This window comes from Octadecabacter arcticus 238, from assembly GCF_000155735.2.
Taxonomy (GTDB): domain Bacteria; phylum Pseudomonadota; class Alphaproteobacteria; order Rhodobacterales; family Rhodobacteraceae; genus Octadecabacter; species Octadecabacter arcticus.
Window position 1 is genome coordinate 195584 of record NC_020908.1, and the last position, 25316, is coordinate 220899.

The 25316-nt window shown below is 58.4% G+C and carries 33 protein-coding genes; 22 read left to right on the forward strand and 11 right to left on the reverse strand.

Features of this window, described 5'->3' with window-relative positions:
* Position 1: 1 nt before the first annotated feature.
* From cbiB to OA238_RS01005, 3 genes are read right to left on the reverse strand one after another with little or no spacing between them, the layout of a single operon-like run.
* Positions 2 to 895 (reverse strand): adenosylcobinamide-phosphate synthase CbiB, encoded by an 894-nt coding sequence (gene cbiB, locus OA238_RS00995; RefSeq protein ID WP_015493697.1) that lies wholly within the window; start codon positions 893 to 895, stop codon positions 2 to 4.
* Complete coding sequence (locus OA238_RS01000) at positions 895 to 1833, reverse strand: threonine-phosphate decarboxylase (protein ID WP_015493698.1); 939 nt, start codon at positions 1831 to 1833, stop codon at positions 895 to 897. The genes cbiB and OA238_RS01000 overlap by 1 nt, the downstream gene beginning before the upstream one ends.
* Complete coding sequence (locus OA238_RS01005) at positions 1830 to 2198, reverse strand: DUF1636 family protein (RefSeq protein WP_015493699.1); 369 nt, start codon at positions 2196 to 2198, stop codon at positions 1830 to 1832. The genes OA238_RS01000 and OA238_RS01005 overlap by 4 nt, the downstream gene beginning before the upstream one ends.
* A 129-nt stretch (positions 2199 to 2327) precedes the next feature.
* Here OA238_RS01005 and OA238_RS01010 point away from each other — a divergent pair, with 129 nt between their 5' ends.
* A complete protein-coding gene (locus OA238_RS01010) occupies positions 2328 to 2819 on the forward strand; it encodes a cytochrome b (RefSeq protein ID WP_044036046.1) in 492 nt (163 codons plus the stop codon).
* A gap of 8 nt (positions 2820 to 2827) precedes the next feature.
* Here the strand turns inward: OA238_RS01010 and OA238_RS01015 are convergent, their stop codons facing one another.
* Together OA238_RS01015 and OA238_RS31345 are read right to left on the reverse strand one after the other, a co-directional pair.
* Positions 2828 to 3802 carry a glutathione S-transferase family protein gene (locus OA238_RS01015; protein WP_015493701.1) on the reverse strand — a complete coding sequence of 325 codons (975 nt, stop codon included), beginning with the start codon at positions 3800 to 3802 and terminating at the stop codon, positions 2828 to 2830.
* Positions 3803 to 3821: 19 nt separating this feature from the next.
* Entirely contained in the window at positions 3822 to 4055 is a 234-nt protein-coding gene (locus tag OA238_RS31345; RefSeq protein ID WP_144055800.1) for a hypothetical protein, read from the reverse strand.
* 61 nt (positions 4056 to 4116) lie between these two features.
* On the opposite strand from OA238_RS31345, the gene OA238_RS01020 reads away from it, so the two are divergent.
* From OA238_RS01020 to OA238_RS01055, 8 genes are all read left to right on the forward strand, one after another.
* The gene (locus OA238_RS01020) at positions 4117 to 4347 is read left to right on the forward strand and encodes a DUF6732 family protein (protein ID WP_015493702.1); all 231 of its coding nucleotides are present in this window, start codon (positions 4117 to 4119) and stop codon (positions 4345 to 4347) included.
* The gene (locus OA238_RS01025) at positions 4344 to 5585 is read left to right on the forward strand and encodes a sirohydrochlorin chelatase (protein ID WP_015493703.1); all 1242 of its coding nucleotides are present in this window, start codon (positions 4344 to 4346) and stop codon (positions 5583 to 5585) included. Before OA238_RS01020 ends, OA238_RS01025 begins: the two co-directional genes overlap by 4 nt.
* Positions 5586 to 5670: 85 nt before the next feature.
* Entirely contained in the window at positions 5671 to 6312 is a 642-nt protein-coding gene (locus OA238_RS01030) for a precorrin-8X methylmutase (protein WP_015493704.1), read from the forward strand.
* An 83-nt stretch (positions 6313 to 6395) separates the two neighbouring features.
* On the forward strand, positions 6396 to 7604 hold the full coding sequence (locus OA238_RS01035) for a bifunctional cobalt-precorrin-7 (C(5))-methyltransferase/cobalt-precorrin-6B (C(15))-methyltransferase (RefSeq protein WP_044036047.1): 1209 nt from the start codon (positions 6396 to 6398) through the stop codon (positions 7602 to 7604).
* Positions 7601 to 8302, forward strand: a complete 702-nt coding sequence (gene cobI, locus OA238_RS01040) for a precorrin-2 C(20)-methyltransferase (protein ID WP_044036048.1) — start codon at positions 7601 to 7603, stop codon at positions 8300 to 8302. The genes OA238_RS01035 and cobI overlap by 4 nt, the downstream gene beginning before the upstream one ends.
* Positions 8293 to 10134: a precorrin-3B C(17)-methyltransferase gene (gene cobJ, locus OA238_RS01045; protein WP_015493707.1), complete on the forward strand. Its 1842-nt coding sequence runs from the start codon at positions 8293 to 8295 to the stop codon at positions 10132 to 10134. The genes cobI and cobJ overlap by 10 nt, the downstream gene beginning before the upstream one ends.
* Positions 10131 to 10898 carry a precorrin-4 C(11)-methyltransferase gene (cobM, locus tag OA238_RS01050; protein WP_015493708.1) on the forward strand — a complete coding sequence of 256 codons (768 nt, stop codon included), beginning with the start codon at positions 10131 to 10133 and terminating at the stop codon, positions 10896 to 10898. The genes cobJ and cobM overlap by 4 nt, the downstream gene beginning before the upstream one ends.
* An 84-nt stretch (positions 10899 to 10982) precedes the next feature.
* Positions 10983 to 11330, forward strand: coding sequence for a hypothetical protein (locus OA238_RS01055; RefSeq protein ID WP_015493709.1), 348 nt, complete (start codon positions 10983 to 10985; stop codon positions 11328 to 11330).
* Here OA238_RS01055 and OA238_RS01060 read toward each other — a convergent pair.
* Positions 11316 to 12512, reverse strand: coding sequence for a MalY/PatB family protein (locus OA238_RS01060; protein WP_015493710.1), 1197 nt, complete (start codon positions 12510 to 12512; stop codon positions 11316 to 11318). The genes OA238_RS01055 and OA238_RS01060 overlap by 15 nt on opposite strands.
* Positions 12513 to 12619: 107 nt before the next feature.
* Here OA238_RS01060 and def (OA238_RS01065) point away from each other — a divergent pair, with 107 nt between their 5' ends.
* The 4 genes from def (OA238_RS01065) to fmt all read left to right on the forward strand — a co-directional run bounded on the left by def (OA238_RS01065) (position 12620) and on the right by fmt (position 15108).
* Entirely contained in the window at positions 12620 to 13147 is a 528-nt protein-coding gene (def, locus tag OA238_RS01065; protein ID WP_044037777.1) for a peptide deformylase, read from the forward strand.
* Positions 13134 to 13628: a peptide deformylase gene (gene def, locus OA238_RS01070; RefSeq protein ID WP_015493712.1), complete on the forward strand. Its 495-nt coding sequence runs from the start codon at positions 13134 to 13136 to the stop codon at positions 13626 to 13628. Before def (OA238_RS01065) ends, def (OA238_RS01070) begins: the two co-directional genes overlap by 14 nt.
* Entirely contained in the window at positions 13618 to 14115 is a 498-nt protein-coding gene (gene def, locus OA238_RS01075; protein ID WP_015493713.1) for a peptide deformylase, read from the forward strand. Before def (OA238_RS01070) ends, def (OA238_RS01075) begins: the two co-directional genes overlap by 11 nt.
* Before the next feature lie 84 nt (positions 14116 to 14199).
* A complete protein-coding gene (gene fmt, locus OA238_RS01080) occupies positions 14200 to 15108 on the forward strand; it encodes a methionyl-tRNA formyltransferase (RefSeq protein ID WP_044037779.1) in 909 nt (302 codons plus the stop codon).
* 35 nt (positions 15109 to 15143) lie between these two features.
* On the opposite strand, the gene rnhA is transcribed toward fmt, so the two are convergent.
* From rnhA to OA238_RS01105, 5 genes are all read right to left on the reverse strand, one after another.
* On the reverse strand, positions 15144 to 15593 hold the full coding sequence (gene rnhA, locus OA238_RS01085; protein WP_015493715.1) for a ribonuclease HI: 450 nt from the start codon (positions 15591 to 15593) through the stop codon (positions 15144 to 15146).
* Complete coding sequence (locus tag OA238_RS01090; RefSeq protein WP_245581420.1) at positions 15586 to 16185, reverse strand: class I SAM-dependent DNA methyltransferase; 600 nt, start codon at positions 16183 to 16185, stop codon at positions 15586 to 15588. The genes rnhA and OA238_RS01090 overlap by 8 nt, the downstream gene beginning before the upstream one ends.
* Positions 16182 to 16631: a DUF3429 domain-containing protein gene (locus tag OA238_RS01095; RefSeq protein ID WP_044037781.1), complete on the reverse strand. Its 450-nt coding sequence runs from the start codon at positions 16629 to 16631 to the stop codon at positions 16182 to 16184. The genes OA238_RS01090 and OA238_RS01095 overlap by 4 nt, the downstream gene beginning before the upstream one ends.
* A gap of 2 nt (positions 16632 to 16633) precedes the next feature.
* A complete protein-coding gene (ispH, locus tag OA238_RS01100; RefSeq protein ID WP_015493717.1) occupies positions 16634 to 17584 on the reverse strand; it encodes a 4-hydroxy-3-methylbut-2-enyl diphosphate reductase in 951 nt (316 codons plus the stop codon).
* Between the two features lie 102 nt (positions 17585 to 17686).
* Positions 17687 to 18271, reverse strand: coding sequence for a LabA-like NYN domain-containing protein (locus OA238_RS01105; RefSeq protein ID WP_015493718.1), 585 nt, complete (start codon positions 18269 to 18271; stop codon positions 17687 to 17689).
* 113 nt (positions 18272 to 18384) lie between these two features.
* Between OA238_RS01105 and folK the strand changes: the two genes are divergently transcribed.
* The 9 genes from folK to lepB all read left to right on the forward strand — a co-directional run bounded on the left by folK (position 18385) and on the right by lepB (position 25312).
* A complete protein-coding gene (gene folK / locus OA238_RS01110; RefSeq protein WP_015493719.1) occupies positions 18385 to 18966 on the forward strand; it encodes a 2-amino-4-hydroxy-6-hydroxymethyldihydropteridine diphosphokinase in 582 nt (193 codons plus the stop codon).
* 100 nt (positions 18967 to 19066) lie between these two features.
* Positions 19067 to 19429, forward strand: a complete 363-nt coding sequence (gene rpoZ / locus OA238_RS01115; protein ID WP_015493720.1) for a DNA-directed RNA polymerase subunit omega — start codon at positions 19067 to 19069, stop codon at positions 19427 to 19429.
* Between the two features lie 27 nt (positions 19430 to 19456).
* Positions 19457 to 21604: a RelA/SpoT family protein gene (locus OA238_RS01120; protein ID WP_015493721.1), complete on the forward strand. Its 2148-nt coding sequence runs from the start codon at positions 19457 to 19459 to the stop codon at positions 21602 to 21604.
* A gap of 35 nt (positions 21605 to 21639) precedes the next feature.
* Positions 21640 to 22296, forward strand: a complete 657-nt coding sequence (locus OA238_RS01125) for a DUF2062 domain-containing protein (protein WP_015493722.1) — start codon at positions 21640 to 21642, stop codon at positions 22294 to 22296.
* A 38-nt stretch (positions 22297 to 22334) separates the two neighbouring features.
* Complete coding sequence (locus OA238_RS01130) at positions 22335 to 23102, forward strand: pyridoxine 5'-phosphate synthase (RefSeq protein ID WP_015493723.1); 768 nt, start codon at positions 22335 to 22337, stop codon at positions 23100 to 23102.
* Between the two features lie 109 nt (positions 23103 to 23211).
* On the forward strand, positions 23212 to 23523 hold the full coding sequence (locus tag OA238_RS01135) for a Dabb family protein (RefSeq protein WP_015493724.1): 312 nt from the start codon (positions 23212 to 23214) through the stop codon (positions 23521 to 23523).
* A 5-nt stretch (positions 23524 to 23528) separates the two neighbouring features.
* The gene (locus OA238_RS01140; protein WP_015493725.1) at positions 23529 to 23984 is read left to right on the forward strand and encodes a hypothetical protein; all 456 of its coding nucleotides are present in this window, start codon (positions 23529 to 23531) and stop codon (positions 23982 to 23984) included.
* 24 nt (positions 23985 to 24008) lie between these two features.
* Positions 24009 to 24428 carry a holo-ACP synthase gene (acpS, locus tag OA238_RS01145; RefSeq protein ID WP_015493726.1) on the forward strand — a complete coding sequence of 140 codons (420 nt, stop codon included), beginning with the start codon at positions 24009 to 24011 and terminating at the stop codon, positions 24426 to 24428.
* 65 nt (positions 24429 to 24493) lie between these two features.
* Positions 24494 to 25312: a signal peptidase I gene (gene lepB, locus OA238_RS01150; protein WP_015493727.1), complete on the forward strand. Its 819-nt coding sequence runs from the start codon at positions 24494 to 24496 to the stop codon at positions 25310 to 25312.
* Positions 25313 to 25316: the final 4 nt, after the last annotated feature.

Below are 25316 nucleotides of genomic sequence, written 5' to 3' on the forward strand. Positions count from 1 at the left end.
ATCACAGCAGCGCAATCACAACCGCGACAGCAAGGGTCATGGCCCAAGCCTTCCACAGCAAGCCGATGGCGCGGTCCACATCGTTTGGTCCGGCGTCCTTGCGCCCATCGGGATTCACCCACGGGAACGCCTCGTGCGTACCATCATAACTGCGCGGTCCCGACAGCGACACGCCAAGGGCAGGGGCCATCGCCGCCTCGGGCCAGCCGGCATTCGGGGACCGGTGCAACGCCGCATCATCAATGATGTCGCGCCACGATGCTTTCTGTTCAGCAACGGTCCAAATCAGAAGCGCTGTTAGCCGTGCTGGAATCCAGTTCAGCACATCATCAAACTTCGCAGCCGCCCAACCAAACGCCTCATACTTTTCGGTCCGATAGCCAATCATGCTGTCAGCGGTGTTCACGATCTTATAGACCAGTAGCCCGGGTAATCCCGCAACTGTGAACCAGAACACCGGCGCAATCACCCCGTCGCTCAGGTTTTCGGCAGCGCTTTCAATCGCCCCGCGCGCGACCGCAGGCCCGTCCATGCTGCGCACGTCGCGCCCCACGATCATTGCAACCGCATCGCGCCCGTCGCTGACGGACAGGCGCAACGCATCCGCAACCCTTTGTACATGCTGCACCAAAGACCGATGCGCCAGCAGCATCGCGCCGACGATTACCTCAGCCCAAATACCCGGCAGGGCAGCCATAACCAGCCCGACAACCAGCGCCGCCCCGACCAGCACCACCAGAGCCAACAGGCCAGCCCGGCGTGTTTTGTTGTTCAGCGCCGCATCCAGTTTTGCCACGACGCGGCCCATCACAATGGCGGGATGGGGCACGCGGTCCCACAGCCACTTCGGCTCCCCGAAAATCGCGTCCAGCACCATGGCCAAAACCAACGCCATCAGCGCAATCCAGCGACAGTCGCGTCAAGCTGGTCCCACCTGTCAGGGTGCGGCAAGCCCAGCCGCAGCCACGTCTTGGAATATGGAAAAATCCGGCTCCAGACATGGTGCCGCGCCAGATGGTCCTGCGCCGCGGAGGCATCCTCAACGGCGTATGTGCGAAACAAATCCGTCCCACCCGCCAGCTTCCAGCCCACCAAGCAATCCAACCGCGCTGCATCCGTCGCTAGTCGTTCCCGCGCCGCATCCGCCCACGCCAAATCCTCTAACGCCCGCGCGCCGATTTCCAACGCAGGCCCCGACACTGCCCAAGGCCCCAGATGGTCCCGTAACCGCTGCGCCAACACGGGCGAACATATGGCAAAGCCAAGCCTTGCCCCCGCCAACCCCCAAAATTTCCCAAAACTCTTCAGGACAATGCTATCAGGGCGATGTGCCTCACTGATCAGGCTTGCCGCGGGCATCACATCACAAAAACTCTCGTCAATGACACTTGGCCCGCCAACGTGTTCCGCCTGCCAAATCTTGCCATCCGGATTGTTCGGATGCACCAAAACGCGCACGTCGGACGGGCCATCTTTCTGAACCGTCCATCCTTGCGCCACAAACGCGGCGGCATGTTCATTATAGGTCGGCTTCTGGATGGTAACCCGCGTGCCTGCGAACACATGTGGCATCGCAGCAATCAACGCCGATGCCCCACCAGCCGCAACAATTTCCGCCCCGTCCGGCACATTCCAAAACGCCCGCGCCGCCGTCAACAACCGATCCATCGCCGCGCTGTCGGGCAGCGCAGTCCACGCATCCGCGCCAATCTCACCCACCGGATAAGGCACCGGATTGATCCCCGTGCTCAGGTCTAGCCAATCCGCTCGCGTGCCGCCGTATTTGGCAACTGCGGCATCCAAGCCACCCCCATGGTCGCGCTTTTCGATCATTCCGGGAGCGGCTGGTGACGCGACACAAAATGCCCCTTCACGCCTTGGGGCCATTCACGATACGGCACCTGTCCGTTTTCGCTCGCCGCATGCTTTGCGGCGTATTCGACAATCGCGACGGCGTCGTCGGTTGTGGCCTCAAACGTGCCCAGCGAATAGTTGATCTTGCCGCTTGCCTGAACCGTGATGTTGCAGGCGCGATCGCACCCCATGGTGCAGGACACGCGTCGGGTTTTCACGCCGTCCGCACCCGCTGCCGCAACCTCGATCATCTCCGCCAAGGCCTTGCCGTCGGTCTTCTGCATGCCGGTTTCTTCCCAGCCCGTGCGTTTGCAGGTGTCGCAGATTGTGATCCAAGTTGTCATGTCAGTTCCTTTTAAAGTCCATCAGGTTCAACCGGATTTGGCCTTGTGGCACAAGACGTCAATTTTTAGATGACATTTGTGCGGCGGTAGGGCTACCAAGTTACTAACCTTTACATGAAAGCCAACACCATGTCCCAACCTACCGGATATTCCCGCCTGCAAATTCGCCTGCATTGGATCATCTTCGGCCTGTTGGTCCAGCAATTCGTGTTCCATGAATGGATTGCGGGCGCGTGGGACGCGTATCTTGACGGCGAAACTGTAGCCTTTCACCCCCTTGTTGCGGCGCATGTTATCGGCGGCTTCACCATTTTGGTGTTGGCGCTTTGGCGGCTGCGGGTGCGGATGACACGCGGTGTGCCACCCCCACCCAAAGGCGATGCGCCAGCGCTCGAACTGCTCGCCAAGTCGGTTCATATCGCGTTTTATGTGGTGCTGATCGCGATGCTCACCGGCGGTGCAGTCGCATGGTTCGGCGGTGTCGAGCTGGCCGCAGAAGGCCACGAACTGATGAGATTTGTCTTGCTTGGCCTGTTTGGTCTGCACTTGGCAGGCACGCTGTTTCATCAGTTCGTGCGCAAAGACAACCTAGTCGACCGGATGCGCCACCCCGTCGACTAGGCGGGCGCCTAGCCCCGCCCGTGCGGCTCCATGAAATCCAGTTGCGGATTGATCGGGATGATCCGGTGCGGGTTAATGGTGTCATGGCTGTAATGATAATGGCGCACGATATGGTTCATATTCACCGTCTCGGCCACGCCTGCGACCTGATACAATTCCCGCGTGAACCCCCACAGGTTCGGATAATCCACGATGCGTTTGCGGTTACATTTGAAATGCAGATGGTACACGTTGTCGAACCGCACCAGCGTTGTCCAAAGCCGCCAATCGGCCTCGGTCATCTTATCGCCCATCAGGTAACAGCCCTCACCAAGGCGCGCCTCTAACCAATCGAGCGTATCAAACAACGGTGCAACCGCCGCATCATACGCCGCTTGCGTCGTTGCAAACCCCGACTTGTAGACCCCGTTGTTCACCGTGTCATAAATCCGCGCGTTCACCTCTTCGATGTCATCGCGCATTTCGGCGGGCCAATAATCGTCCGTGTTGCCGGTAATTGCGTCGAACGCCGAATTGAACATGCGGATGATCTCGGAACTTTCATTGCTCACAATCGTCCCGCGTTCTTTGTCCCAAAGGATCGGCACCGTCACCCGCCCCGACATTTTCGGGTCGGCCTTTAAGTAGACATCGCGCGCGAACTCCAACCCGAACAGCGTGTCGCCGGTTGCTCCGTGCGCGTCGGTCTCAAACGTCCAACCATCCGAAAGCATATCAGGATGCACGGCTGACACACTGATATGATCCTGCAATCCTTTGAGTTCACGGAATATTAAGGCACGGTGCGCCCACGGGCAGGCGTAGGACACATACAAATGATACCGCCCGGACTCAGCCGCAAAACCAGCCTCACCGGATGGCCCCGCAGACCCGTCCGCCGTGATCCAGTTGCGAAATGCTGCGTCCTTACGCTTGAATGCGCCGCCGGTTGATTTCGTATCATACCAAACGTCGTGCCACTGTCCGTCTACCAATTGTCCCATAACTCTCTCCTAAAATTTGTTAGCCAACACCTAACGCCCCTGCGTCCATCAACCAACCGCGACCCGAGCGCAGCGATAGTGCGCATTCGCACAGGTCGGATTCACCGCCTCGCGCGCCGCAAACCTGATTGCGGCCCCGCCCCACCCGCGATACCAACACCCCAGACGACGCCCCAACTGATACTCGGGGGCCAGAGAGGTTGTTGCGCTTTCGGTTGACCCACCACGGGGACCACAGGCGCAAATCGTCCAAGCCTGCCCCGTTTTGGGTGCGCGGCTCTCTGGTCTATTGGCATAGATAACGGAGACGACGCATGCGGCTAACACTTGCTCTATTCACCATTCTGGCGGGCACCCCCGCTTTGGCCCATATCGGGCATCTGGCCGATGTTGCAGGTCACGGTCACTGGGCCGCCGCAGGGGCCGCTGCAGGAGCCATCGCAATCGCGCTGGGCATCGCAGCATTGGGCGCGCGCAAGGGCAAATCGCAAGACAAAGACGTCAACGAAGACGACGCCACCGACGAAGAGGGGGCATTGGCATGAACGATCACATCAAAAATGGCCCAAAAACTGGCGTCATGATCTGCGGCCACGGATCACGCAGCCAGTCCGCTGTCGATGAATTCGCGACGCTGGCCGACAAACTCCCCGCCTACCTGCCTGATGATTGGCAAACCGAATACGGCTACTTGGAGTTCGCAAACCCCGTGATCCGCGACGGGCTCGACAAACTGCGCGCAGCCGGCTGCACCCGCATCCTCGCCGTGCCCGGAATGCTCTTTGCCGCGATGCATGCGAAAAATGACATCCCCACCGTCTTGAACGCCTACGCCGCCAAACACGGCATGCAGATCTCATATGGCCGCGAACTCGGCGTTGATCCCAAAATGATCGCCGCCGCCGCTGGACGCATCCAAGACGCAGTGGCGGCCGCCAACATCAAACACGGCCCCGTTCATCTGCACGACACCTGCCTTGTCGTTATTGGGCGCGGCGCGTCTGATCCCGACGCCAACGGCAACGTCGCCAAAATCGCGCGGATGCTGCATGAAGGCATCGGGTTCGGCTGGCATGAGGTCGGCTATTCCGGCGTTACCTTCCCACTCGTCGAACCGTGCCTCAGCCATGCGGCAAAACTCGGCTACAAACGCATCATCGTTGCGCCCTATTTCCTGTTCTCCGGTATTCTGATCGATCGGATCTACGGCTTCACTGATCAGGTCGCGGCCGACCACCCCGACATCCAGTTCGTCAAAGCGGGCTATTTGGGCGACCATCCCAAGGTCCTAGAAACCTTCGCCGAACGTATCATCGAACAGACGGGCAAAAACCCGCCGCCCAACTGCGCCACCTGCGCCTACCGCACCCAAGTCCTCGCGATGGATTCCGGCGAAACCGTCACGATTCTGGCCGAAGACCGCCAAAACCACGCGGCCTTCGCAGACTCGCCACCGCCGACCTGCGTGCTGTGCAAATACCGCACCCAAGTCCTCGGATTTGAATCCGAAGTCGGCGCAGTTCAGGAATCACATCACCACCACGTTGAGGGCCAAGGTGCGTCAGCTCCGGGATCAAACGTCGCCGACTGCAAACTCTGCGACACCTTCTGCACCGGCATGTGCCGCCTGCAAGCCCAAGACGCCCACAGTCACGATCATGGGCACGCGCACGATCATGCCCACGGCCATGACCACAGCCACGATCACGATCACCAACATGCCGTCTACCCACACGCCAATCATCCACACGGCCCCGAATCCGCCCGCAAGACGAAACCATAAGCCAAACAATCCGCTTCCTACCCATTCGTCTTTGCTTTAAGAAGTATCACCGCCGGAGGCTCCTCCGCAGTCCAAAAGAACCGTCATGCGCCCCTACGAAACCAACCCCTCAGCCATCTACGCCGCCAGCTTCGCGACGGTCGCAGCCGAGGCACGTCTGGAACGTTTCGCCCCCGCCCTTCGCCCCCTCATCACCCGCCTGATCCACAGCTGCGGCATGGTCGAAATCGCCGACCGCTTGGCGTTTTCGCCCGATGTGGCATTTGCGGGCCATCACGCTTTGCACTCGGGCGCGCCGATCCTGTGCGATTGCGAAATGGTCGGCGCGGGCATCATCCGCCGCTACCTGCCCGCCAATAACCAAGTCATCGTCACCCTTAACGATCCGCGCACCCCCGATCACGCCGCGAAAATCGGCAACACCCGATCCGCCGCCGCTGTCGAATTTTGGGAACCCCACATCGCAGGCGCAATTGTCGCCATTGGCAACGCGCCCACCGCCCTGTTCCACCTGCTCGAATTGATCGATCAGGGCTTTCCCAAACCCGCCGTCATCCTTGGCTTTCCTGTTGGCTTTGTCGGCGCCGCCGAATCCAAGGCCGAACTGGCCGCCAATCCCCGCGACGTGGATTTCATCGCCCTGCGTGGTCGTAAAGGCGGCTCCGCCATGGCCTCGGCTGCGGTCAATGCGCTCGCCGCGGGCCTGCCGGAGATTGGCAATGCTTAACAACGCTCTGCAACCGCGTGTACATACAGGGTGTGTACAGCATGTGTACAGGGTGTGTACGCTGTGCACATGGGGGGCGAGCAATGGTTAACGCAGCCCCGTGGCTCCATATTGTCGGCATCGGCGAAGACGGGATGGACGGGCTAACCCCCGCCACGCGCGCCGTTGTTGAGGCGGCAGATGTCATCATCGGTGGTGACCGTCACCACACCTTGTCCGTCAATCCCACAGCAACCCGTATCGCATGGCCATCGCCCTTTGATGCCATGATCGAAACCCTGCAAACGCTCAAAGGCCAACGCGCCGTGGTCCTCGTCACGGGTGACCCGCTTTGGTTTTCCGTCGGCGCCCGCATCGGCCGCACGATCCCTGCTGGCGAACTCGTCTACCACCCGCAACTCAGCGCGTTCCAACTGGCCGCTGCCCGCATGGGCTGGTCGCTGGCGGATGTTGAAACCCTCACCGTGCATGGCCGCCCCGTGCAGCAGATGATCGCGTTTATTCAACCTGATCAACGGCTTATCGTTCTGACGACGGGCGCAGACACGCCGGCGCAAATCGCAAAATTCTTGGCTGAGCGTGGTTTTGGAAAATCCAAAATGACCGTTCTCGCCGCGATGGGTGGGGAAAATGAGCTACGCTTTGACGGTGCCGCAAACGGTTGGTCCCACACTGTTCCGGCGTTCAATACCCTGTGTATCGACTGCATCGCAGCGCCTGACGCAGCCCTGCTGCCCCGCGTCCCCGGCCTTGCTGACGCGCTGTTTGTGTCTGACGGCACCATGACCAAACAAGAAGTCCGCGCCGCGACATTAGCCAAACTCATGCCGATGCGCGGCGCGCTGCTGTGGGACATTGGCACAGGCAGCGGCTCCGTCGCCATCGAATGGATGCGCGCTGCACGCTACGCACGTGCGATCGGCATCGAACCCCGCGCTGATCGGCGCGCAATGGCCGCACAAAACGCACTGGCACTGGGCGCACCAAAACTCGAATTGATCGACGGAACTGTCCCGCAAGCCCTTGAAAATCTTGACGCCCCTGACGCAGTTTTCATCGGCGGCGGGTTGTCACGCGAAACCTTTGATGCCGCCTTTGCCGCTCTGCGCCCCCTCGGCCGCCTCGTTGCAAACGCAGTGACGTTGGAATCCGAGGCCGAGCTGATTGCGCTGCATGAAATCCACGGCGGCGACCTCGTAAAGATCCAGACACATCGCGCCGAACCTGTCGGACGCCTCACCGGATGGCGCCCGTCCATGCCCGTGACGCAATGGAGCTTGATCAAAAGATGAATGGCACATTATTTGGCGTCGGCCTCGGCCCGGGCGACCCCGACCTCATCACGCTCAAGGCCGCGCGTCTGATCGAAAACGCGACGACAATTGCCTACCCGACCCTCGCGGGGGGGGACAGTTTCGCGCGCGCCATTGCCGCCGACCTGATCAAACCTGATGCCCGCGAAATTCGCATGGACGTCCCCATGACAACCGCCCGCGAACCCGCACAAGCCGCCTATGATAAAGGCGCGGCGGATATCGCTGCGATCCTCAAATCTGGTGAAGACGTTGTCTGCCTGTGCGAGGGCGATCCGTTCTTTTACGGCTCGTTCATGTACCTCCACGCGCGCCTTGCGCCCAAATTCACCGTCAAAGTTATCCCCGGCGTGACGTCTGTCACCGCCTGCGCCGCCGAGGCGGGCCAGCCTTTAGTGGCGCGAAACGAACGCCTGACCATATTGCCTGGCCCCATGGACGAGGCCACCCTGCGCGAACGTATCGCAGGCGCCGAAGCCGTCGCCATTATGAAAGTCGGCCGTCACCTGCCCAAGATCAAGGCGGTCATTGACGACCTCGGACTGACCGATCACGCCACTTACGTTGAACGCGCGACGCTGCCCGAACAAATCATCACCCCGCTGCGCGATGCCCCTGAAAAGGCACCGTATTTTTCAATGATTCTCCTGACCAAAGGTGCCGATCCGTGGCTATAACTCCCGTCATTCTCGTCCTGTCGCGATCCGGCGAACCAACCGCCCACGCCATCGCGAGTGCCCTTAATTTTCCGGTGCATGGCCGCGAAAACCGTGTGGATCAGGCTGACGCCTTCTTCGCCAACGCGTTGGACCACGCCCGCGATCTGTTCGCTTCCGGCACCCCGATCATCGGCGTTTGCGCATCTGGCATCCTGATCCGTGGCGTCGCGCCCCTGCTGGCCGATAAAACCACCGAACCGCCGGTCATTTCCGTGTCTGACGATGGCAAGATTGTCGTTCCTCTCCTTGGTGGACATCATGGGGCGAACCGTCTTGCGCGTGACATTGCTGACGCCTTGCACGGCACCGCCGCCGTCACCACCGCAGGCGACGTGGCCCTTGGCGTGTCCCTCGATGAACCGCCCCTCGGCTATCGCCTGCAAAACCCCGAAAACGCCAAATCCGTCATGGCGACGCTGTTGTCTGGCGGTGGTGTCACATGGAACGGTGCGCCAATTTTTGACGCCCAACTCCCTGCTGGCAACGACGTCGAACTCTGCGTCACCGAAAGCCCCGAACAGGGCAACGAAACCCGCCTTGTCTACCACCCGCAGCGCTTCACACTCGGCCTTGGCTGTGCCCGAAACGCCGATCCCGCCGACCTTTGGGACCTAGTTGAAGGAACTCTTAAGGCCAACAATATCGCCCACGGCGCCATTGCTTGTGTTGCCTCAATTGACCTCAAGGCAGACGAACCCGCGATCCTGCAAGCGGCCCAAAAATTCGGAGTTCCGCTGCGTCTGTTCACTGCAGCCGAACTCGAAACCGAAAGCCCCCGACTGGCCAATCCGTCCGACGTCGTCTTTGCTGAGGTCGGCTGCCACGGCGTATCTGAAGGTGCGGCCCTTGCCGCCGCTGGCACCGACGCAACGCTGAGCGTCGAAAAATCCAAAACCCTCACCGCGACCTGCGCTATCGCGCGCGCACCGGACCCCATCACCACGCTACATGGTCGCTCGCGTGGTCGCCTTTCGGTCGTAGGTATCGGCCCCGGGCAAGCGGCGTGGCGTACACCCGAAGTGTCCCGCCTTGTCGCTGACGCTGAAGAACTGGTGGGCTACGGATTGTATATTGATCTTCTCGGCCCGCTCGCCGCCGGAAAAACCCGCAGCGATTTCCCCCTTGGTGGCGAAGAAGCGCGGTGTCGCTACGCCCTCGAACAAGCCGCCCTTGGTAAGAACGTCGCGCTGGTCTGTTCCGGCGACGCGGGCATCTACGCCATGGGCGCGCTGGTGTTTGAACTGCTGGACCGGGCCCCGAATGAAGAAGGCGTCAGTGACGCCGCGCGGCGCACGGAAATTATCTGCTCCCCCGGCGTGTCGGCGCTGCAAGGGGCCGCTGCCCGCGCTGGCGCACCGCTTGGCCATGATTTCTGCACCATATCTCTGTCTGATCTTTTGACCCCACGCGCCGACATCATCCGCCGCCTGAACGCCGCCGCGCAGGGCGATTTCGTGATCGCGTTCTACAACCCCGTCTCAAAAACCCGCCGCACCCTGCTGGCTGAAGCGCGCGACATCTTGCTGCAACACCGCCCCGCCGACACGCCCGTCATGCTGGCCTCAAACCTTGGTCGCCCCACCGAACTGGTGCGCTATCGCCGTCTTGATGAACTGGAGGTGGACGAGGTCGACATGCTGACCGTGGTCCTCATCGGGTCCTCCAACTCCCGTCTTGCCCAGCTTGGCGAGGGCCCACGCATGTTCACGCCGCGCGGATATGCCCGCAAAATTGATGGTGATCTCGTCGCGAAACGCGATGACCCCTACCTTGAGGATCAAACACAATGACTGTCTATTTCATCGGCGCAGGCCCAGGTGATCCCGAACTCCTGACACTGAAGGGCGCGCGCCTGATCTCCGAGTGTCCGGTCTGTCTGTATGCCGGGTCGCTGGTGCCCGAGGCCGTCGTCGCCAACGCCCCCAAAGACGCCATCGTGATGGACACGGCCCCCATGCACCTTGATGAAACACACGCTGAAATCGTCAAAGCTCATGCCAATGGCCAAGACGTTGCGCGGGTGCATTCCGGTGATCCGTCGCTGTATGGGGCCATCGCCGAACAAATCCGCCGCCTTAAGGCGGACGGGATCGATTATAAAATCATCCCCGGTGTGCCTGCCTATACCGCTGCCGCTGCGGCATTGGGGCAAGAATTGACCGTTCCCGAAGTCGCGCAATCCATCGTACTGACCCGTATGTCGATGAAATCAACGGGCATGCCCGCTGGCGAAACCTTGGATAATTTCGGGCGCACAGGCACGACGCTGGCGATCCATCTTGGCATCCGCGCGCTGCGTGAAATCGAACGTCAGCTGATCCCGCATTACGGTGCCGATTGTCCCGTCGCAGTGATCTACCGCGTGGGCTGGCCGGACGAACTGATTCTCCGTGGCACGCTGTCTGATATCCGCGCCAAGGTGCGGGACGCCAAAATCACCCGCACCGCACTGATTCTACTTGGACCAGCATTGGCTGACGACAATGGCTTTCCGGACTCCGCGCTTTATGATGCGACCAAGCCCCATGTTTTAAGGCCCAAAGCCAAAACCTGACGGCGAAATGGCACGTGTCATAAAAGGTTAACTTGACCGAAACCTATTATCCGCCATTCTGTGACTCGGGGAATGGAGATACCGATGATTGAATCACTGCCACAATCGATCCGCAATGAACTGCACGCGGCGCAATCAAAAGCCGCCGCAAAAAAATCCCGTTTGCGGATCATGGTGAATGGTGAAAGTTACCGGATTGAACGGATGACGGGCAGCGGTTTCGCGCTTAATATGGACGACGCGCCAAAGCTACGTGGTCTTGTCGATATCTATGATGGCGGACGCCACGTCAGCCAATGTCTGATCATTGCCGCAGCACAGGACGGCGAACAGATGGTCTACGACTTCAAACGCAATACGGCCGCAGGTGACGGCGCACCGCTCGACTTTGAGCGGTTGGAAAACGCGCCTATTGCCTTACTCGGCCGCTAAGTACTGTAAATCTTCGAAGGCATCTTGAATCCGCGCAATGGCGGCGTCGTTCATTGCGCGTGGCGCGCCGATGTTGAAGCGGTGGTGCAAAGCCCCGCCCGTGCCAAGATCATCGCCCGGTGACGGCAGCACGCGGGCCACATCATAAAGACGGGTGCGAATTTCGCCGTCCGACAGTCCCGTGCCGCTGAAATCGACCCAAGACAGAAACGTCGATTGCATCGGCATCACGGACACGCCGGGGATTACGCTGAGCCCGTCACTCAGCGCCTGCCTATCGGCGTCCAGCACCTGCATGAGCGCATCAACCCATGCGGCCCCTTCCGGTGTGTAGGCCGCGCAGGTCAAATCTGCGCCCAAGCGGTTCGGCTGAATGTCCATCGCCGCATAAAGCACTGCAAAACGGTCACGCAACGCAGCGTCGGGAATAATCACATAGCCGGTCCGCAGTCCCGCAATATCAAAGGTTTTAGACGCCGCCGACATCACCACAAGGTGTTGCAGCGCATCCGGCGCGTTCAGCGCGGTTGGGCTATGTTTGTACCCTGGAAATGTCAGATCCATATGGATTTCGTCCGACAGCAGCAGCAAATCGTTGCGCGCGCAAAAGGCCGACAGGGCCTGAATTTCCGCTGGTTCCCAAACACGGCCAGCGGGATTGTGCGGGCTGCAAAACAACACAGCCTTTTCAGCGCCCGTCAGCTGCGCCTCAAGCGTCTCAAGGTCCATACGAAACACGCCATCGTCATCAAGCACCAGCGCAGATTCGACCATAACGCGACCATTGCGGCGAATCTTTTTGGAAAATTCGTGGTAGACAGGGCTGAAAATAATAACGCCGTCGCCGGGTTCCGTCAGGGATTGCAACGTCAGGCCGACAGCGTTGCCGATCCCATGGGTGGCAAATACATGGGCAGGATCGGGCCGCCAGCCGTGGCGATTTTGATACCACCAAGCAACCCGTCCACCGAACGCGTCATAGTCGAAATACCCGTATTCGCCGCACTTCAACAAGTCCTGCATGGCCGATTGCAAAACAGGGGCGGGCTGAAAATCCATCTGCGCAATCCACATCGGGATCATGTCCGTTGACGCAGGACGCCCCAAAAGTGAGCTCATCTTCAACCACTTCGTGCTGCGTCCGGTGGCGACATCTTTCGGGGTCTCAAAATCGAATTGCATAGGTGTACGTCCTTTTGATTTATTGGAAAACTAGTGGACGCCAATCCGAGTGCAAGTTGAAACGCCACACAGTTGCGCTTTGTGGGCTTCGCGATTAAATGAACCGCATGACCTTGCGCTCCATCCTCCTTCATCCCGACCCGCGGCTTAAATCCGTGGCTGACCCCGTGGCAACGGTCGATAAGACTTTGCACGCTTTGGCTGACGATATGCTTGAGACGATGTATGATGCACCGGGCATCGGCCTTGCCGCGCCGCAGCTTGGCATCATGCAGCGAATGCTGGTGATGGATTGCATCAAGGACGACATGGAAACGCCGCAACCTATGGTGCTGATCAACCCGCGCGTTATTGCTGCGTCGAGCGAAACCAACATCTACGACGAAGGCTGCCTGTCTATCCCCGAACAATACGCAGAGGTGGAACGCTCTGCCGTGGTCAAAGTCGAATGGATGGATTTGAACGGCAAGACACAACAGGATGAATTTTCCGACCTCTGGGCGACCTGCGTGCAGCATGAAATCGACCATCTAAACGGCAAGCTGTTCATTGACTACCTCAAGCCGCTCAAACGCCAGATGATCACCCGCAAGATGCAAAAACTGAAACGAGAGATAGCCCGTGGCAACGCGTGACATCTGTCTGTGGCCAAACCGAGTCCTGACACAAACATGCGCAGACGTGGAATTGGACGATCCTGACCTCGTCGGGCTGATTGATGATTTGTTTGACACCATGTATCACGCCAAAGGACGCGGGCTTGCGGCCCCGCAGATCGGCGTCACAAAACGCGTTTTCGTCGTTGATGTGACGTGGAAAGAAGGCACCCGCGATCCTCGCGCCTTCATCAATCCGCAGATCACCGAAACCGCTGGCGACATGCTGATCATGAATGAGCAATGCCTGTCGATCCCTGATATTCCGATGCCAGTCGCGCGCCCCGAACGCATCCAGCTGCGTTGGACCAGGCGTGATGGCGGGCTTGAGACAGCCGTCTTTGATGGCATCCTCGCCCGCTGCATCCAGCACGAACTTGACCACCTGAACGGCACCGTGATTTTTGACCACCAAACGCCTGAAATGCGCACTGAATTGGAAGCCAGCTATGCCCCATAGACCGTTCATCCCGTGGCCCGCAAAAGCCCTGCGCACACCTGCTGTCGAAGTGACTGAGATCACTGATGACATCCGCGCCCTGTGGGATGAGATGATCAACGCGATGGACGCCATGCCCGGTGTCGGCCTCGCGGCACCGCAACTGGGTGTGTCCCTGCGATTGGCCGTCGTTGATGCGTCCGACAAACGCGGCTCTGCGATCCGCATGGCCAATCCGACCATTTTGCACGCGTCCCACGAACTGCGCTTGCACGAAGAAGCGTCGCCCAATCTGCCGGGGCTGTCCGCATCGCTTGAACGACCCCGCGCTGTTACGGTGCGGTTCATGAATGACGCAGGGATGTATGACCGCCGCGATTTTGTCGGTCTCTGGGCGACCAGTGTGCAGCACCAGATCGATCATCTTGACGGTAAGATGTATTTCGACCGCTTAAGCCGCACCAAGCGCGATATGCTGCTGAAAAAAGCCCGCAAATTGGGCGGGTGACTTGTTGCTAAGCGGCCCTTCGGGGAGAGTTTTCTGGCCAAAGTGGTGAAAATAGGATTTTCACCTGTGATGAAGGGGCAAGATATGCGCATTGTTTTCATGGGAACACCCGACTTTTCGGCGCCTATTCTGGATGCGCTGTTGGATGCGGGTCACGATATATGTGCCGTCTATTCGCAACCCCCAAGACCCGCAGGTCGCGGCAAAAAGGACCGCCCCAGCCCCGTGCAAACGCGCGCTGAAGCCCTTGGGCTGATAGTGCGCCATCCGATATCGCTTAAGGATACTGGCGCTCAGGCGGATGTTGCGGCGCTAAATGCCGATATCGCGGTTGTCGTCGCTTATGGTCTGATCCTGCCGCAGGCGGTCTTGGATGCACCCGCATTGGGGTGCCTGAACATTCATGCGTCGTTGCTGCCTCGTTGGCGTGGCGCCGCTCCGATCCACCGCGCGATCATGGCGGGGGATTTGCAAACAGGGGTGTGCATTATGCAAATGGACGCTGGCCTCGATACGGGCGCGGTTCTGCTGCGCCGTGAATGTGACATCGACGCGGGCGAGACGACAGGCGAACTCCACGACAGGCTTTCCAACTTGGGTGCAGGCGCAATAACCGATGCACTGGCCGCGCTGCCAACCCTGACGCCAATCCCGCAACCGGACACAGGCGTCACTTACGCCGCCAAAATCGACAAAGCCGAAGCGCGCGTTGATTGGTCTAAATCCACACCCGACATCGTAAATCAAATTAACGGGTTGTCGCCCTTTCCTGGGGCGTGGGCACAGGCAGATGGTGAGCGGATCAAGTTCCTCAAAGCCAGCATCGCCGACACAAACCTTCCGGCAGGACAGATATCGACAGCTGATGGTGACCTGCGCGTCGGCACCAGCGACGGCGCGGTCCGCATCCACATTCTGCAACGCGCAGGCAAGAAAGCTGCCCCGGCGCGTGAGGTCATACAAGGCTGGACCCCGCCCGCGAATTTCGCCTGATTACCAAAGCTTTCTGAACGCCGCAGCCGCAAACCTCAGCGTTTAAACGGTGCCATCCCCGCCCGCGCCAATTCATCCGCGCGTTCGTTTTCGGGGTGTCCGGCGTGCCCTTTGACCCATTTCCACGTCACATCATGGCGATCCCGCGCAGCGTCAAGCCGTTGCCAAAGATCAATATTCTTGATCTCGCCGCCCTTCTTTTTCCAGCCCTTGGCCTTCCAGCCGTAAATCCATTTGGTGATCCCGTCTTTGACGTAGGAACTGTCGGTCACGACGGTCAATGTCGATGGTCCCACCAAAGCTTCCAGCGCATTGATCGCGGCCAAAAGCTCCATGCGGTTGTTGGTGGTATGTGCCTCACCACCCTTGAGATTGCGTTCTTTCACAACCGCATCACCGTCACGCGCGATCAACACGGCACCCCATCCCCCGGGGCCGGGATTACCGCTGCAGGCACCGTCTGTGTATGCAAATAGATCAGGCATGTTTACGCGCCTGCATGGCCACAAATGGATCGTTCGTCCCTGCGCAGCCGACTTCTCGGCCTTCTTGTGTTGCGATCACGTCAAATCCTGCCTGTGTTAAAAGAGTGTCCAATTCAGCGACCGATACATAGCTATAAAGCCGGTCGATGCCGTCACGTTGTGTGCCTGTGCCGACCTTCATCGCGATATGCAAGACACCGCCGTCGCGCAGTGCCGTGGCAATGGCCCGCAGATGGCGTGGCAAATCTTGTGCGGGTGCGTGGAGCAGCGAGAAATTGGCCCAAACACCGTCGTAGGCGGCCACCATATCGATCTCATCGAACGTCAGCAGCCGCGCGCCGATCTGGTGCGCCGCGTTTGCTAGCGTCACCATTCCGACCGACGCATCGACCGGATCAGGGCGAAACCCCGCGTCGCGCATATGAACCGACGCGCGGGCTGGCCCACAGCCGAGATCTAGAACCTCGGCCCCAACGGGCAACAGCGCCATAAAGGCTTTCAACGCCTTATTTGCGTGCCCATGACCCGTGAGGTCCGCATATCGCTGTGCGGCGGTGTCGTAGAATGCGATGGTTTTCGCATCGATGCTCACAGCACCACCGGAAGCAAACAAATCACCACAATCCCAGTTACCGGCACCCGTAGCGCCATCCACCAGCGCGGCGCGAGGCGCCAGTGCCAGAATGCGAAATCCAGAACCAGAACAGCGGCGAAACCTGCGATCAGGTTCATTCCTGCCGACGCAGGCCCGCCACCAACCATTGCAAACGCCCAAAGCGCTGGCAAAACCGACAAAACATATCCCGTTGCAGCCTGACCGCCCGTCGCTTTGGTCGCAAAGCCCCACAACACACCGGACATGAACGACAAAATTACGGTGCCGTAGGCCAGACCGATGTAGGGCCCGTTAAACCGCGGTCCGATCCAGCTGGATGTCACTTGCATTAGTGCAGGGCTGTAGATCGTCACAACACCCCAAACGAACGGCAACAGTCCTGCAAGGCTTAGGATCAGTGCTGATTTGGGGATTTTTGAGATCGTCACGCCGTTTCCCGCAGCACGCGCGGCACCTTGAATTCGACGTTTTCGACTGCTGTTTCGACCTGTTCAACTGTAACCTCATAACGGGCCTTGAACGCGTCGATCACCTCGTTGATCAGGACTTCAGGGGCCGAAGCACCCGCTGTGATCCCAACGCTTTTGATGCCGTCCAGACTGCGCCAGTCAATGTCCGCACCGCGCATTACCAACTGGCTGTAGGCACAACCTGCTTTGCGTCCAACCTCGACCAGACGTTGCGAATTAGATGAATTGGGCGCGCCAACAACAAGCATGGCATCCACCAAGGGTGCCATCGCTTTGACCGCTTCTTGGCGATTTGTGGTGGCGTAACAGATGTCTTCTTTGTGCGGCCCGACGATCATCGGGAACCGCGCGTTCAGGGCTGTGACGATGTCCGCCGTATCATCGACCGACAGGGTCGTCTGCGTCACAAAAGCCAACTGCGCTGGGTCGCGCACCACAACGTGCGCCACGTCAGCAACCGTTTCCACCAACAACACTTCACCGTCTGGCAATTGCCCCATAGTTCCGACTGTTTCGGGGTGGCCCGCATGGCCGATCATGATCATCTGTAACCCGTTATCGTTATGGCGCTGGGCCTCGATATGGACCTTGGACACCAGCGGGCAGGTGGCATCCACAAAGATCATTTCGCGCGCCGCGGCTGCCGCTGGCACGGCTTTGGGCACGCCGTGGGCGGAAAAGATCACCGGCCGATCGTCGGGGCAGTCTTCCAGCTCTTCGACAAACACCGCACCCTTGCCGCGCAAGTCATCTACGACGAATTTGTTGTGCACGATTTCGTGGCGCACGTAGATCGGCGCGCCCCACTTTTCCAGCGCCAATTCAACGATCTTGATGGCGCGATCCACGCCAGCGCAAAACCCGCGCGGGGCTGCCAGATAAAGTGTGAGTGGTGGCTTGGACATGGGCAAATCTCCGTTGCCCATCAACGTATGCGCCGGCGCGACTATGGTCCAGTGCCAGCGACGTGAAACGGGCGCCCGATTAGGACGCCCGCTGCATAAATATTACTCGTCGACCATCTCTGGGTCTGGGACAGACGCATTTGGCTCGCGCGGCGCTTCGCGGGTCGGGCGACCGATGACGTCGCGCAACTCATCAAGCTCAATGAAATTGTCGCATTGGCGGCGCAGTTCATCGGCAATCATCGGCGGCTGGCTGCGAATGGTCGACACAACAGACACCCGCACGCCTTTTCGCTGCAACGACTCGACCAGTGGGCGGAAATCACCGTCGCCGGAAAAAATCACGATGTGATCGACGTGCGGTGCCAACTCCAATGCATCCACGGCCAATTCAATGTCCATGTTTCCCTTGATCTTGCGCCGTCCCATGGAGTCCGTGAACTCCTTGGCGGGCTTTGTGACCATCGTGAAGCCGTTGTAGTTCAGCCAATCAACCAGCGGGCGGATCGGCGAGTATTCATCATTTTCAAGCAGGGCGGTGTAATAGAACGCACGCAGCATTTTGCCTCGGCGCATAAACTCGGAGCGCAACAACTTGTAGTCGATATCGAAGCCCAAAGCTTTGGCGGCCGCATACAAATTTGACCCGTCGATAAATAATGCGAGCTTCTCGTCACGGTAAAACATTACATTTAATCCTTTTAATCGGGCACACCCGATGCAATTTACACAATACATGTTGAAATTTATGCAACGAGTGTTGGCGCGTAAAACAACAACAATCGTGGGGCAAGTGTACTATGTTGAAAGATAGTCTCGACATATCTTTCGATATGATCTTGGTTGCAATTGGTGGCAATGCGTTTTCGCATGCTGGTGATCCGTGTGCAACTGTCCGTGCCGCCATCGCTATGTTGCAAGCGGAATTCAGCGACCTCATGGTAAGTAACCTCTACGAAACACCCAGTTTTCCAGCTGGTACCGGCCCTGATTTTGTCAACGCAGCTTGCGTATTTCGTAGCGCGCTGCCCCCAGAAGACATCCTCTCAACGCTGCACAAAATAGAGGCGGATTTTGGCCGAGAACGCCGCTTGCGCTGGGGTCAACGTACCCTCGATCTGGACCTCATTGCCTGTGGCGGCACAATTTTACCTGATTCGGCCGTTCAAACCCACTGGCGCGCACTGCCGCTTGATCGCCAGAAGACCGAAACGCCAGATACGCTGATCCTGCCGCATCCGCGCCTGCAAGATCGCGCTTTTGTCTTGGTGCCGCTTGCCGACGTCGCCCCCAACTGGGTGCATCCTCTGATCGGGCAAAATGTCACCGAAATGCTGGCTCGTTTGCCCGCATCTAACCGCGCCGACATTAAGGCGATTTGACCCCTTAAATCACTGGATCGAATCGGGTTGTCTTATACCTGTCAAGAGACTAGATAGCGCGTTCTGACTTACCTATTTACTGACTGACAGGAGTGCCCCCATGGCCCGCGTGACCGTTGAAGACTGCGTTGACAAGGTTCCGAACCGTTTTGAGCTGGTGATGCTCGCTGCTCACCGGGCGCGTGAAATCTCTGCGGGTAGTGCGTTGACCGTTCCGCGCGACAACGACAAAAACCCTGTCGTGTCCCTGCGTGAGATTGCGGAAGAAACCCAAACAGTCGCCGATCTGCGCGAACGCATGATCGAAGCCAACCAGACCCAGATCGAAGTCGACGAACCCGAAGAAGACTCTATGGCGCTTCTGATGGGCGGCGGCTCTGCTGAGGCAGACAAGCCCGCTGAAGACGATCTGTCCGAAGAAAAACTGCTCCGCGCATTAATGGAAGCCCAAGGTCAAAAATAAGGCCTTAACGTAGGTGGCTCGAACACCATGACCAGCACGATCACATCCGACGATCTGATCGTGCTGGTCCGCACTTACAATCCTAAGACGAATGCGAACTTGATTGCCGATGCTTTCGTCTTCGGGGCTGAAATGCACGAAGGCCAGTTTCGCCATTCCGGTGAACCCTATTTCTCCCACCCTGTCGCTGTTGCCGGAATTCTGGCCGAACAGCAGATGGATGATGCGACCCTCATAACAGCCCTGCTGCACGACACAATCGAAGACACCAAAGCCACCTACGCACAGGTTGAAAAACGCTTTGGACACGAGATTGCCGAACTTGTGGATGGCGTCACTAAGCTGACGAACCTGCAACTGAACTCGTCAGAAACCAAGCAGGCCGAAAATTTCCGCAAACTGTTCATGGCCACCTCGCGCGATCTGCGGGTGACGTTGGTGAAGCTGGCGGACCGCCTGCACAACATGCGCACGATCAAATCCATGCGCGACGAAAAGCAGGCCCAAAAAGCCCGTGAAACCATGGATATCTATGCGCCCCTCGCAGGTCGTATGGGTATGCAATGGATGCGCGAAGAACTCGAAGACCTCGCGTTTCGCGTCCTCAACCCCGAAGGGCGCAATTCCATCATCCGCCGTTTTATCACGCTGCAACGGGAAACCGGCGACGTGATCGAAAAAATCCAAACGGATATGGAACTTGAAATGGACAAGGCGGGCCTTGCCGTCAACATCTATGGCCGCGCCAAAAAGCCCTATTCGATCTGGCGCAAGATGCAGGAAAAGGATCAGGGGTTCTCGCGGCTGTCCGACATCTACGGCTTTCGGGTCATCACCCAGACCGAAGCGGATTGTTACGCCGCGCTCGGTGCGATCCACCAACGCTGGGCCGCCGTTCCGGGCCGGTTCAAAGACTACATCAGTCAGGCGAAAACCAACGGCTACCGGTCCCTTCACACCACCGTGTCGGGGCGTGACGGCAAGCGCGTCGAAGTCCAGATTCGCACCGTCGAAATGCACGAAGTCGCCGAAGCAGGGGTCGCCGCGCACTGGTCTTATCGTGACGGCATACGCGTCGAAAACCGCTTTGCTGTCGATCCTGCCCGCTGGATCGCGCAACTGACCGAACGCCTCGACGAAGACCATGATCACGACGAATTCCTCGATATGGTCAAACTGGAAATGTATCAGGATCAGGTGTTCTGCTTCACCCCTAAGGGTGATGTCATAAAGTTACCACGCGGCGCCACCCCGATCGATTTCGCCTACGCCATTCACACCCGAATCGGCCACGCTTGCGTTGGGGCCAAAATCGACGGAATGCGCGTGCCACTTTGGACCCGCGTGAAAAACGGCCAATCCGTTGACGTCATTACCGCCGAGGGTCAGACCCCTCAAGCCACATGGATCGACATCGCCGTCACAGGCCGCGCCAAAACCGCGATTCGTAAGGCGCTGCGCGAAGAAGATCGCGAACGCTTTATCCGGCTGGGCCGCGAACTCGTCCGCGTCGCGTTTGAACATATCGATAAGAAAGCCACGGACAAGGCGCTCAAAACGGCCGCCAAATCTCTCGGCCTAAGCGATCTGAATGACCTTCTTGAACGGGTCGGATCAGCGGAAATCACATCGCGCGAAGTTGTCTCAGCAATCCACCCCGAGCTCGTCAAATCAGTCGGCCATGAAATCGAATCCCGCCGCGCCGTCGTCGGACTTGAGGTGGATCAGTCCCATCGACGTGCCCAATGTTGCCAGCCGGTCCCTGGTGAACGGATCGTCGGAATCACTTATCGTGGTCAAGGCGTTGTCGTCCACGCCATCGATTGCAGCGTCTTGGTGGATTACGAAGACCAGCCCGACCGGTGGATCGACCTGCACTGGCACGAGGGCACTCATTCGCCGACCAATACAATCACGTTAAAAATGACGATTACAAATGACGCGGGCGTTTTGGGCGGAATTTGCACACTTATCGGGGAAAAGGGCGCCAACATCTCCGACTTGGTGTTCATTGATCGCAAACCAGACTACTTCCGGTTGTTGATCGAGGTTGACCTGCGCGATGTAGAACATATGCACATCATAATGACCGCGCTTGAAGCTGACAGTCATGTCGCCGCAATTGAGCGGCACCGCGATCCTGGCCGTGCAGGGCAGATCGAACGTCAAGGGTAACGGGCGCAGGCCCGCAGTGGAAGTAAGGGAATCAGGTGGTCTTCAGACGCAGAGACAGGCGACCGCTTTGGCGTGTGCTGCTGGAACTGATCTGGCCACGCGGTGGCTGGGGCCGTGCAGCGCAATACGTCAAACACCGTGTGCGCCGTCTGCCTGACACTCCTGAAAAGATATCGCGCGGCATTTGGGCGGGTGTTTTCACATCCTTCACGCCCTTCTACGGCCTCCATTTCGTTATTGCGGCCTTTATTGCGATGGTCATGCGCGGCAACATCCTCGCCTCCTTGATGGGGACATTTTTTGGCAACCCGCTGACCTATATCCCCATCGCCTATTCCGCGCTGGCAACCGGGCACTGGCTGCTTGGCACGCCCCTTAACCACTCCCTATTAAAAGGGCCGCGCGACCCCGATTTTTGCAACATCGGCTGCCAGTTCAGCAACGCAGGCGGTGATTTATTGCACAATTTCAATGCAATGTTCACAGATGAACGGGCGGACTGGCACGGGCTGTTAGACTTCAACACCGAAGTTTTCTATCCCTATCTTGTGGGCGGCATCCTTCCCGGCATCATCGCTGCGACCATCACCTACTATGTTTGCGTGCCGATAATCCGCGCCTATCAAAACAGCCGTCGCAAGGCGTTGCGCGCGAAACTGAGCCAGCTAAAGAATCCGGCTGACGCGGAGTAAATCCTGCGCTAGTGTAATGCCAGTAGGAGGAGCATGTTATGTCCAAATTACGTTTAGGTGTGAACATCGACCATGTGGCAACAGTGCGCAATGCGCGCGGCGGCGACACCCCTGATCCGGCGCGGGCCGCGATATTGGCGCAAGACGCTGGCGCTGACGGCATCACCGCGCACCTGCGCGAAGATCGCCGACACATCGGCGACGCGGATATCGACGCCTTGATGGACGCACTTACCATCCCACTGAATTTCGAAATGGCTGCCACCGCCGAAATGCAAAAGATAGCCTTGCGCCACAAACCCCACGCCGTCTGCATCGTCCCCGAAAAACGCGAAGAACGCACCACAGAGGGCGGGCTTGAGGTCGCGCGCGAAGAAAACCATCTGGCCCATTTCATCGCCCCCCTGCGCGATGCCGGTTGCCGCGTGTCCATTTTCATCGCGGCTGATCAACGCCAAATCGAAGCCGCCCATCGCATTGGCGCGCAAATTATCGAATTGCACACCGGTGCCTATTGCGATGCTGATGCTAAATGGCGCGCCGGTGGGTGCGACGCAGAGGACGATTTGAAAACCCGCGACGCTGAACTCGAAAAAATGCGCGACATGGCCGGCCTCGCGCAATCGCTCGGACTCGAAGTCCACGCAGGCCATGGGTTGACATATGAAACAGTCAAACCCGTCGCGGCCTTTCCCGAAGTTATGGAACTCAACATCGGGCATTTTCTGATTGGCGAATCCATCTTCCGCGGCCTGCAACCTGCAATCGCCGAGATGCGTCGCCTCATGGATGAGGCGCGGGCGTAATTTAGGATGAATAGGGCAGGCGCTCTGCCCCGAATATTTTTGTACAGACCATGCAATAGGGGCCAATAGTTTGGTACAAAACCGTTAAAATTGCCTCGAAAGGCTCCAAATGATCCTTCACGCTGTCTATCTGTCCCTGATCGAAACCACCGATCTAACCGCCCTTGCAGAGGTCATGCAGGACCTCGAGAACTTGGTCGATAAGATCGAAGGTTTCACCGCCTTTCAGCACGGTCGCAACGTCGATCTCGAGGGTAAATCACCTGAATCGCCCTACGGTTATCACGCCACGTTTACAGACCGCGCAGCCCTTGCCCGTTACGCCCATGATCCACGCCACCAAGCCCTTGGTGCCCGACTTGTGGCCTTGTGCGGCGGGCCGGAAGCGATCAAGGTCTATGACATAGAAACGAACGATTGAATCCCATGCGCCTTATTTCATTGATGATATCAGGATTTTTGGCTGCTCCAGCAGCAGCGCAAACCGCCTTTCCATGCGACTGGGAGGCTCGCGCTGATGCCATTGTTGAACCGTGGGACGACAACACCGCGACCTTCGCCAATGGCGCGGTGCGCGTCGCCCTTTTGGACGTCATAGAACCCGCCGCTGGTGCATTCTATCTGCGGATCCTGCATCCCCCCTATGATGAACTCGGCAGTCGGGTCTGCACCGTAGTGGGGCTCAACGAAAGTATTGGATATGCTAACATAGATTTCAATGGCTTAGAGGCTCGTTATGACCCTGCAAGGGGCCTGACGTTTGAGGTTCCCGCGACCATTTATCTGCCAGAACAGAGCTTTCAAAACCCCGCACTGGTGTCGATCACGGTGAACCAAGCCACCGGTGCCGTCACCGTCAAGCAGGCCTTGGGAAATGAGTGATCTTCACAGAACAAGGCTGAACCCATGATCCTTGGTATTGGCACGGACCTCGCGAATATCGAACGAATTCAAGGCACTCTGGATCGGTTCGGGGATCGTTTTCGCAACCGCGTGTTCACTGATATCGAACAACGCAAAGCAGAAAATCGCAAAGACGTCGCAGGTACCTACGCCAAACGCTGGGCCGCCAAAGAAGCCTGCTCCAAGGCCCTCGGCACGGGTCTGCGCATGGGAATCGCGTGGAAAGACATGGCCGTGACGAACCTTCGGACAGGGCAGCCGGTGATGGCGGTCACGGGTTGGGCTGCGCAGCGGCTGACCGACATGACCCCCGCAGGTCACGAGGCGATCATTCACGTGACCCTAACCGACGATCATCCTTGGGCGCAGGCGTTTGTCGTCATCGAAGCCAGACCCCTTATCAATAAGGATACTGCGGGTTGACTTGACGCGACCTGACGCGCACATAGCCCCAACTTTTATTGACCTTATGACGCGAGGGACGACCTGTGTGGGCATCCATTAAAGAGACCGTTAAAACAGTGGTTTACGCCCTGCTAATCGCAGGAGTTTTTCGGACGTTGCTGTTCCAACCATTCTGGATTCCGTCTGGATCGATGAAAGAAACGCTGTTGATCGGTGATTTCCTGTTCGTCAACAAAATGGCTTACGGTTATTCCTACGCGTCCTGCCCCTCCATCGTCATCCCGCGTTTCGGAATTAATGTTGACGCCGAAGACTTCTGCGGCGTCTTCAAGGGCAGCAATGATCGTCTGTTCGGCTCAGAGCCGGAGCGCGGCGATGTCGTTGTGTTCCGCCACCCTGTCACGGGCCGCGATTTTATCAAACGCGTGATCGGCTTACCGGGCGATACGATTCAGATGCAAAACGGTATCATCTTGCTGAACGGCACTGCCGTTGCGCAATCTGATGCGGGTCTGTTCAGCGAAACGATGGAATATCAAGGCAGCTCAGGTAATCCTCCGCGCTGTGCAAATGGTGCCGTGGGTCTTGGCGCTGAATGTCTCAAGCAACGCTTCGTGGAAACACTGCCCAACGGCGTGGAATACACGGTGCTGAATATCGGCAATCGTGATCTTGATACGACCGGTATCTTTACCGTCCCTGAAGGCCAGTATTTCTTCATGGGCGACAACCGCGACAATTCATCTGACAGCCGCGTGCCGCAGATCACAGGCGGGGTTGGTTTCGTGCCATTCGAAGACATCGTCGGGCGGGCTGATCGGATCATGTTCTCATCCTCGGGCCGCTCACTTCTGGCGTTCTGGACATGGCGGTCGGACCGTTATTTCAAGGCAGTTGAATGAGCAT

What these genes read in the sequence shown, in the direction of transcription:
- cbiB (WP_015493697.1), bottom strand. Translation starts at nt 895, where the DNA reads ATGGCGTTGGTTTTGGCCATGGTGCTGGACGCGATTTTCGGGGAGCCG.
- OA238_RS01000 (WP_015493698.1), bottom strand. Translation starts at nt 1,833, where the DNA reads ATGATCGAAAAGCGCGACCATGGGGGTGGCTTGGATGCCGCAGTTGCC.
- OA238_RS01005 (WP_015493699.1), bottom strand. Translation starts at nt 2,198, where the DNA reads ATGACAACTTGGATCACAATCTGCGACACCTGCAAACGCACGGGCTGG.
- OA238_RS01010 (WP_044036046.1), top strand. Translation starts at nt 2,328, where the DNA reads ATGTCCCAACCTACCGGATATTCCCGCCTGCAAATTCGCCTGCATTGG.
- OA238_RS01015 (WP_015493701.1), bottom strand. Translation starts at nt 3,802, where the DNA reads ATGGGACAATTGGTAGACGGACAGTGGCACGACGTTTGGTATGATACG.
- OA238_RS01020 (WP_015493702.1), top strand. Translation starts at nt 4,117, where the DNA reads ATGCGGCTAACACTTGCTCTATTCACCATTCTGGCGGGCACCCCCGCT.
- OA238_RS01025 (WP_015493703.1), top strand. Translation starts at nt 4,344, where the DNA reads ATGAACGATCACATCAAAAATGGCCCAAAAACTGGCGTCATGATCTGC.
- OA238_RS01030 (WP_015493704.1), top strand. Translation starts at nt 5,671, where the DNA reads ATGCGCCCCTACGAAACCAACCCCTCAGCCATCTACGCCGCCAGCTTC.
- OA238_RS01035 (WP_044036047.1), top strand. Translation starts at nt 6,396, where the DNA reads ATGGTTAACGCAGCCCCGTGGCTCCATATTGTCGGCATCGGCGAAGAC.
- cobI (WP_044036048.1), top strand. Translation starts at nt 7,601, where the DNA reads ATGAATGGCACATTATTTGGCGTCGGCCTCGGCCCGGGCGACCCCGAC.
- cobM (WP_015493708.1), top strand. Translation starts at nt 10,131, where the DNA reads ATGACTGTCTATTTCATCGGCGCAGGCCCAGGTGATCCCGAACTCCTG.
- OA238_RS01055 (WP_015493709.1), top strand. Translation starts at nt 10,983, where the DNA reads ATGATTGAATCACTGCCACAATCGATCCGCAATGAACTGCACGCGGCG.
- OA238_RS01060 (WP_015493710.1), bottom strand. Translation starts at nt 12,512, where the DNA reads ATGCAATTCGATTTTGAGACCCCGAAAGATGTCGCCACCGGACGCAGC.
- def (WP_044037777.1), top strand. Translation starts at nt 12,620, where the DNA reads ATGACCTTGCGCTCCATCCTCCTTCATCCCGACCCGCGGCTTAAATCC.
- def (WP_015493713.1), top strand. Translation starts at nt 13,618, where the DNA reads ATGCCCCATAGACCGTTCATCCCGTGGCCCGCAAAAGCCCTGCGCACA.
- fmt (WP_044037779.1), top strand. Translation starts at nt 14,200, where the DNA reads ATGCGCATTGTTTTCATGGGAACACCCGACTTTTCGGCGCCTATTCTG.
- rnhA (WP_015493715.1), bottom strand. Translation starts at nt 15,593, where the DNA reads ATGCCTGATCTATTTGCATACACAGACGGTGCCTGCAGCGGTAATCCC.
- ispH (WP_015493717.1), bottom strand. Translation starts at nt 17,584, where the DNA reads ATGTCCAAGCCACCACTCACACTTTATCTGGCAGCCCCGCGCGGGTTT.
- OA238_RS01105 (WP_015493718.1), bottom strand. Translation starts at nt 18,271, where the DNA reads ATGTTTTACCGTGACGAGAAGCTCGCATTATTTATCGACGGGTCAAAT.
- folK (WP_015493719.1), top strand. Translation starts at nt 18,385, where the DNA reads ATGTTGAAAGATAGTCTCGACATATCTTTCGATATGATCTTGGTTGCA.
- rpoZ (WP_015493720.1), top strand. Translation starts at nt 19,067, where the DNA reads ATGGCCCGCGTGACCGTTGAAGACTGCGTTGACAAGGTTCCGAACCGT.
- OA238_RS01120 (WP_015493721.1), top strand. Translation starts at nt 19,457, where the DNA reads ATGACCAGCACGATCACATCCGACGATCTGATCGTGCTGGTCCGCACT.
- OA238_RS01130 (WP_015493723.1), top strand. Translation starts at nt 22,335, where the DNA reads ATGTCCAAATTACGTTTAGGTGTGAACATCGACCATGTGGCAACAGTG.
- OA238_RS01135 (WP_015493724.1), top strand. Translation starts at nt 23,212, where the DNA reads ATGATCCTTCACGCTGTCTATCTGTCCCTGATCGAAACCACCGATCTA.
- OA238_RS01140 (WP_015493725.1), top strand. Translation starts at nt 23,529, where the DNA reads ATGCGCCTTATTTCATTGATGATATCAGGATTTTTGGCTGCTCCAGCA.
- acpS (WP_015493726.1), top strand. Translation starts at nt 24,009, where the DNA reads ATGATCCTTGGTATTGGCACGGACCTCGCGAATATCGAACGAATTCAA.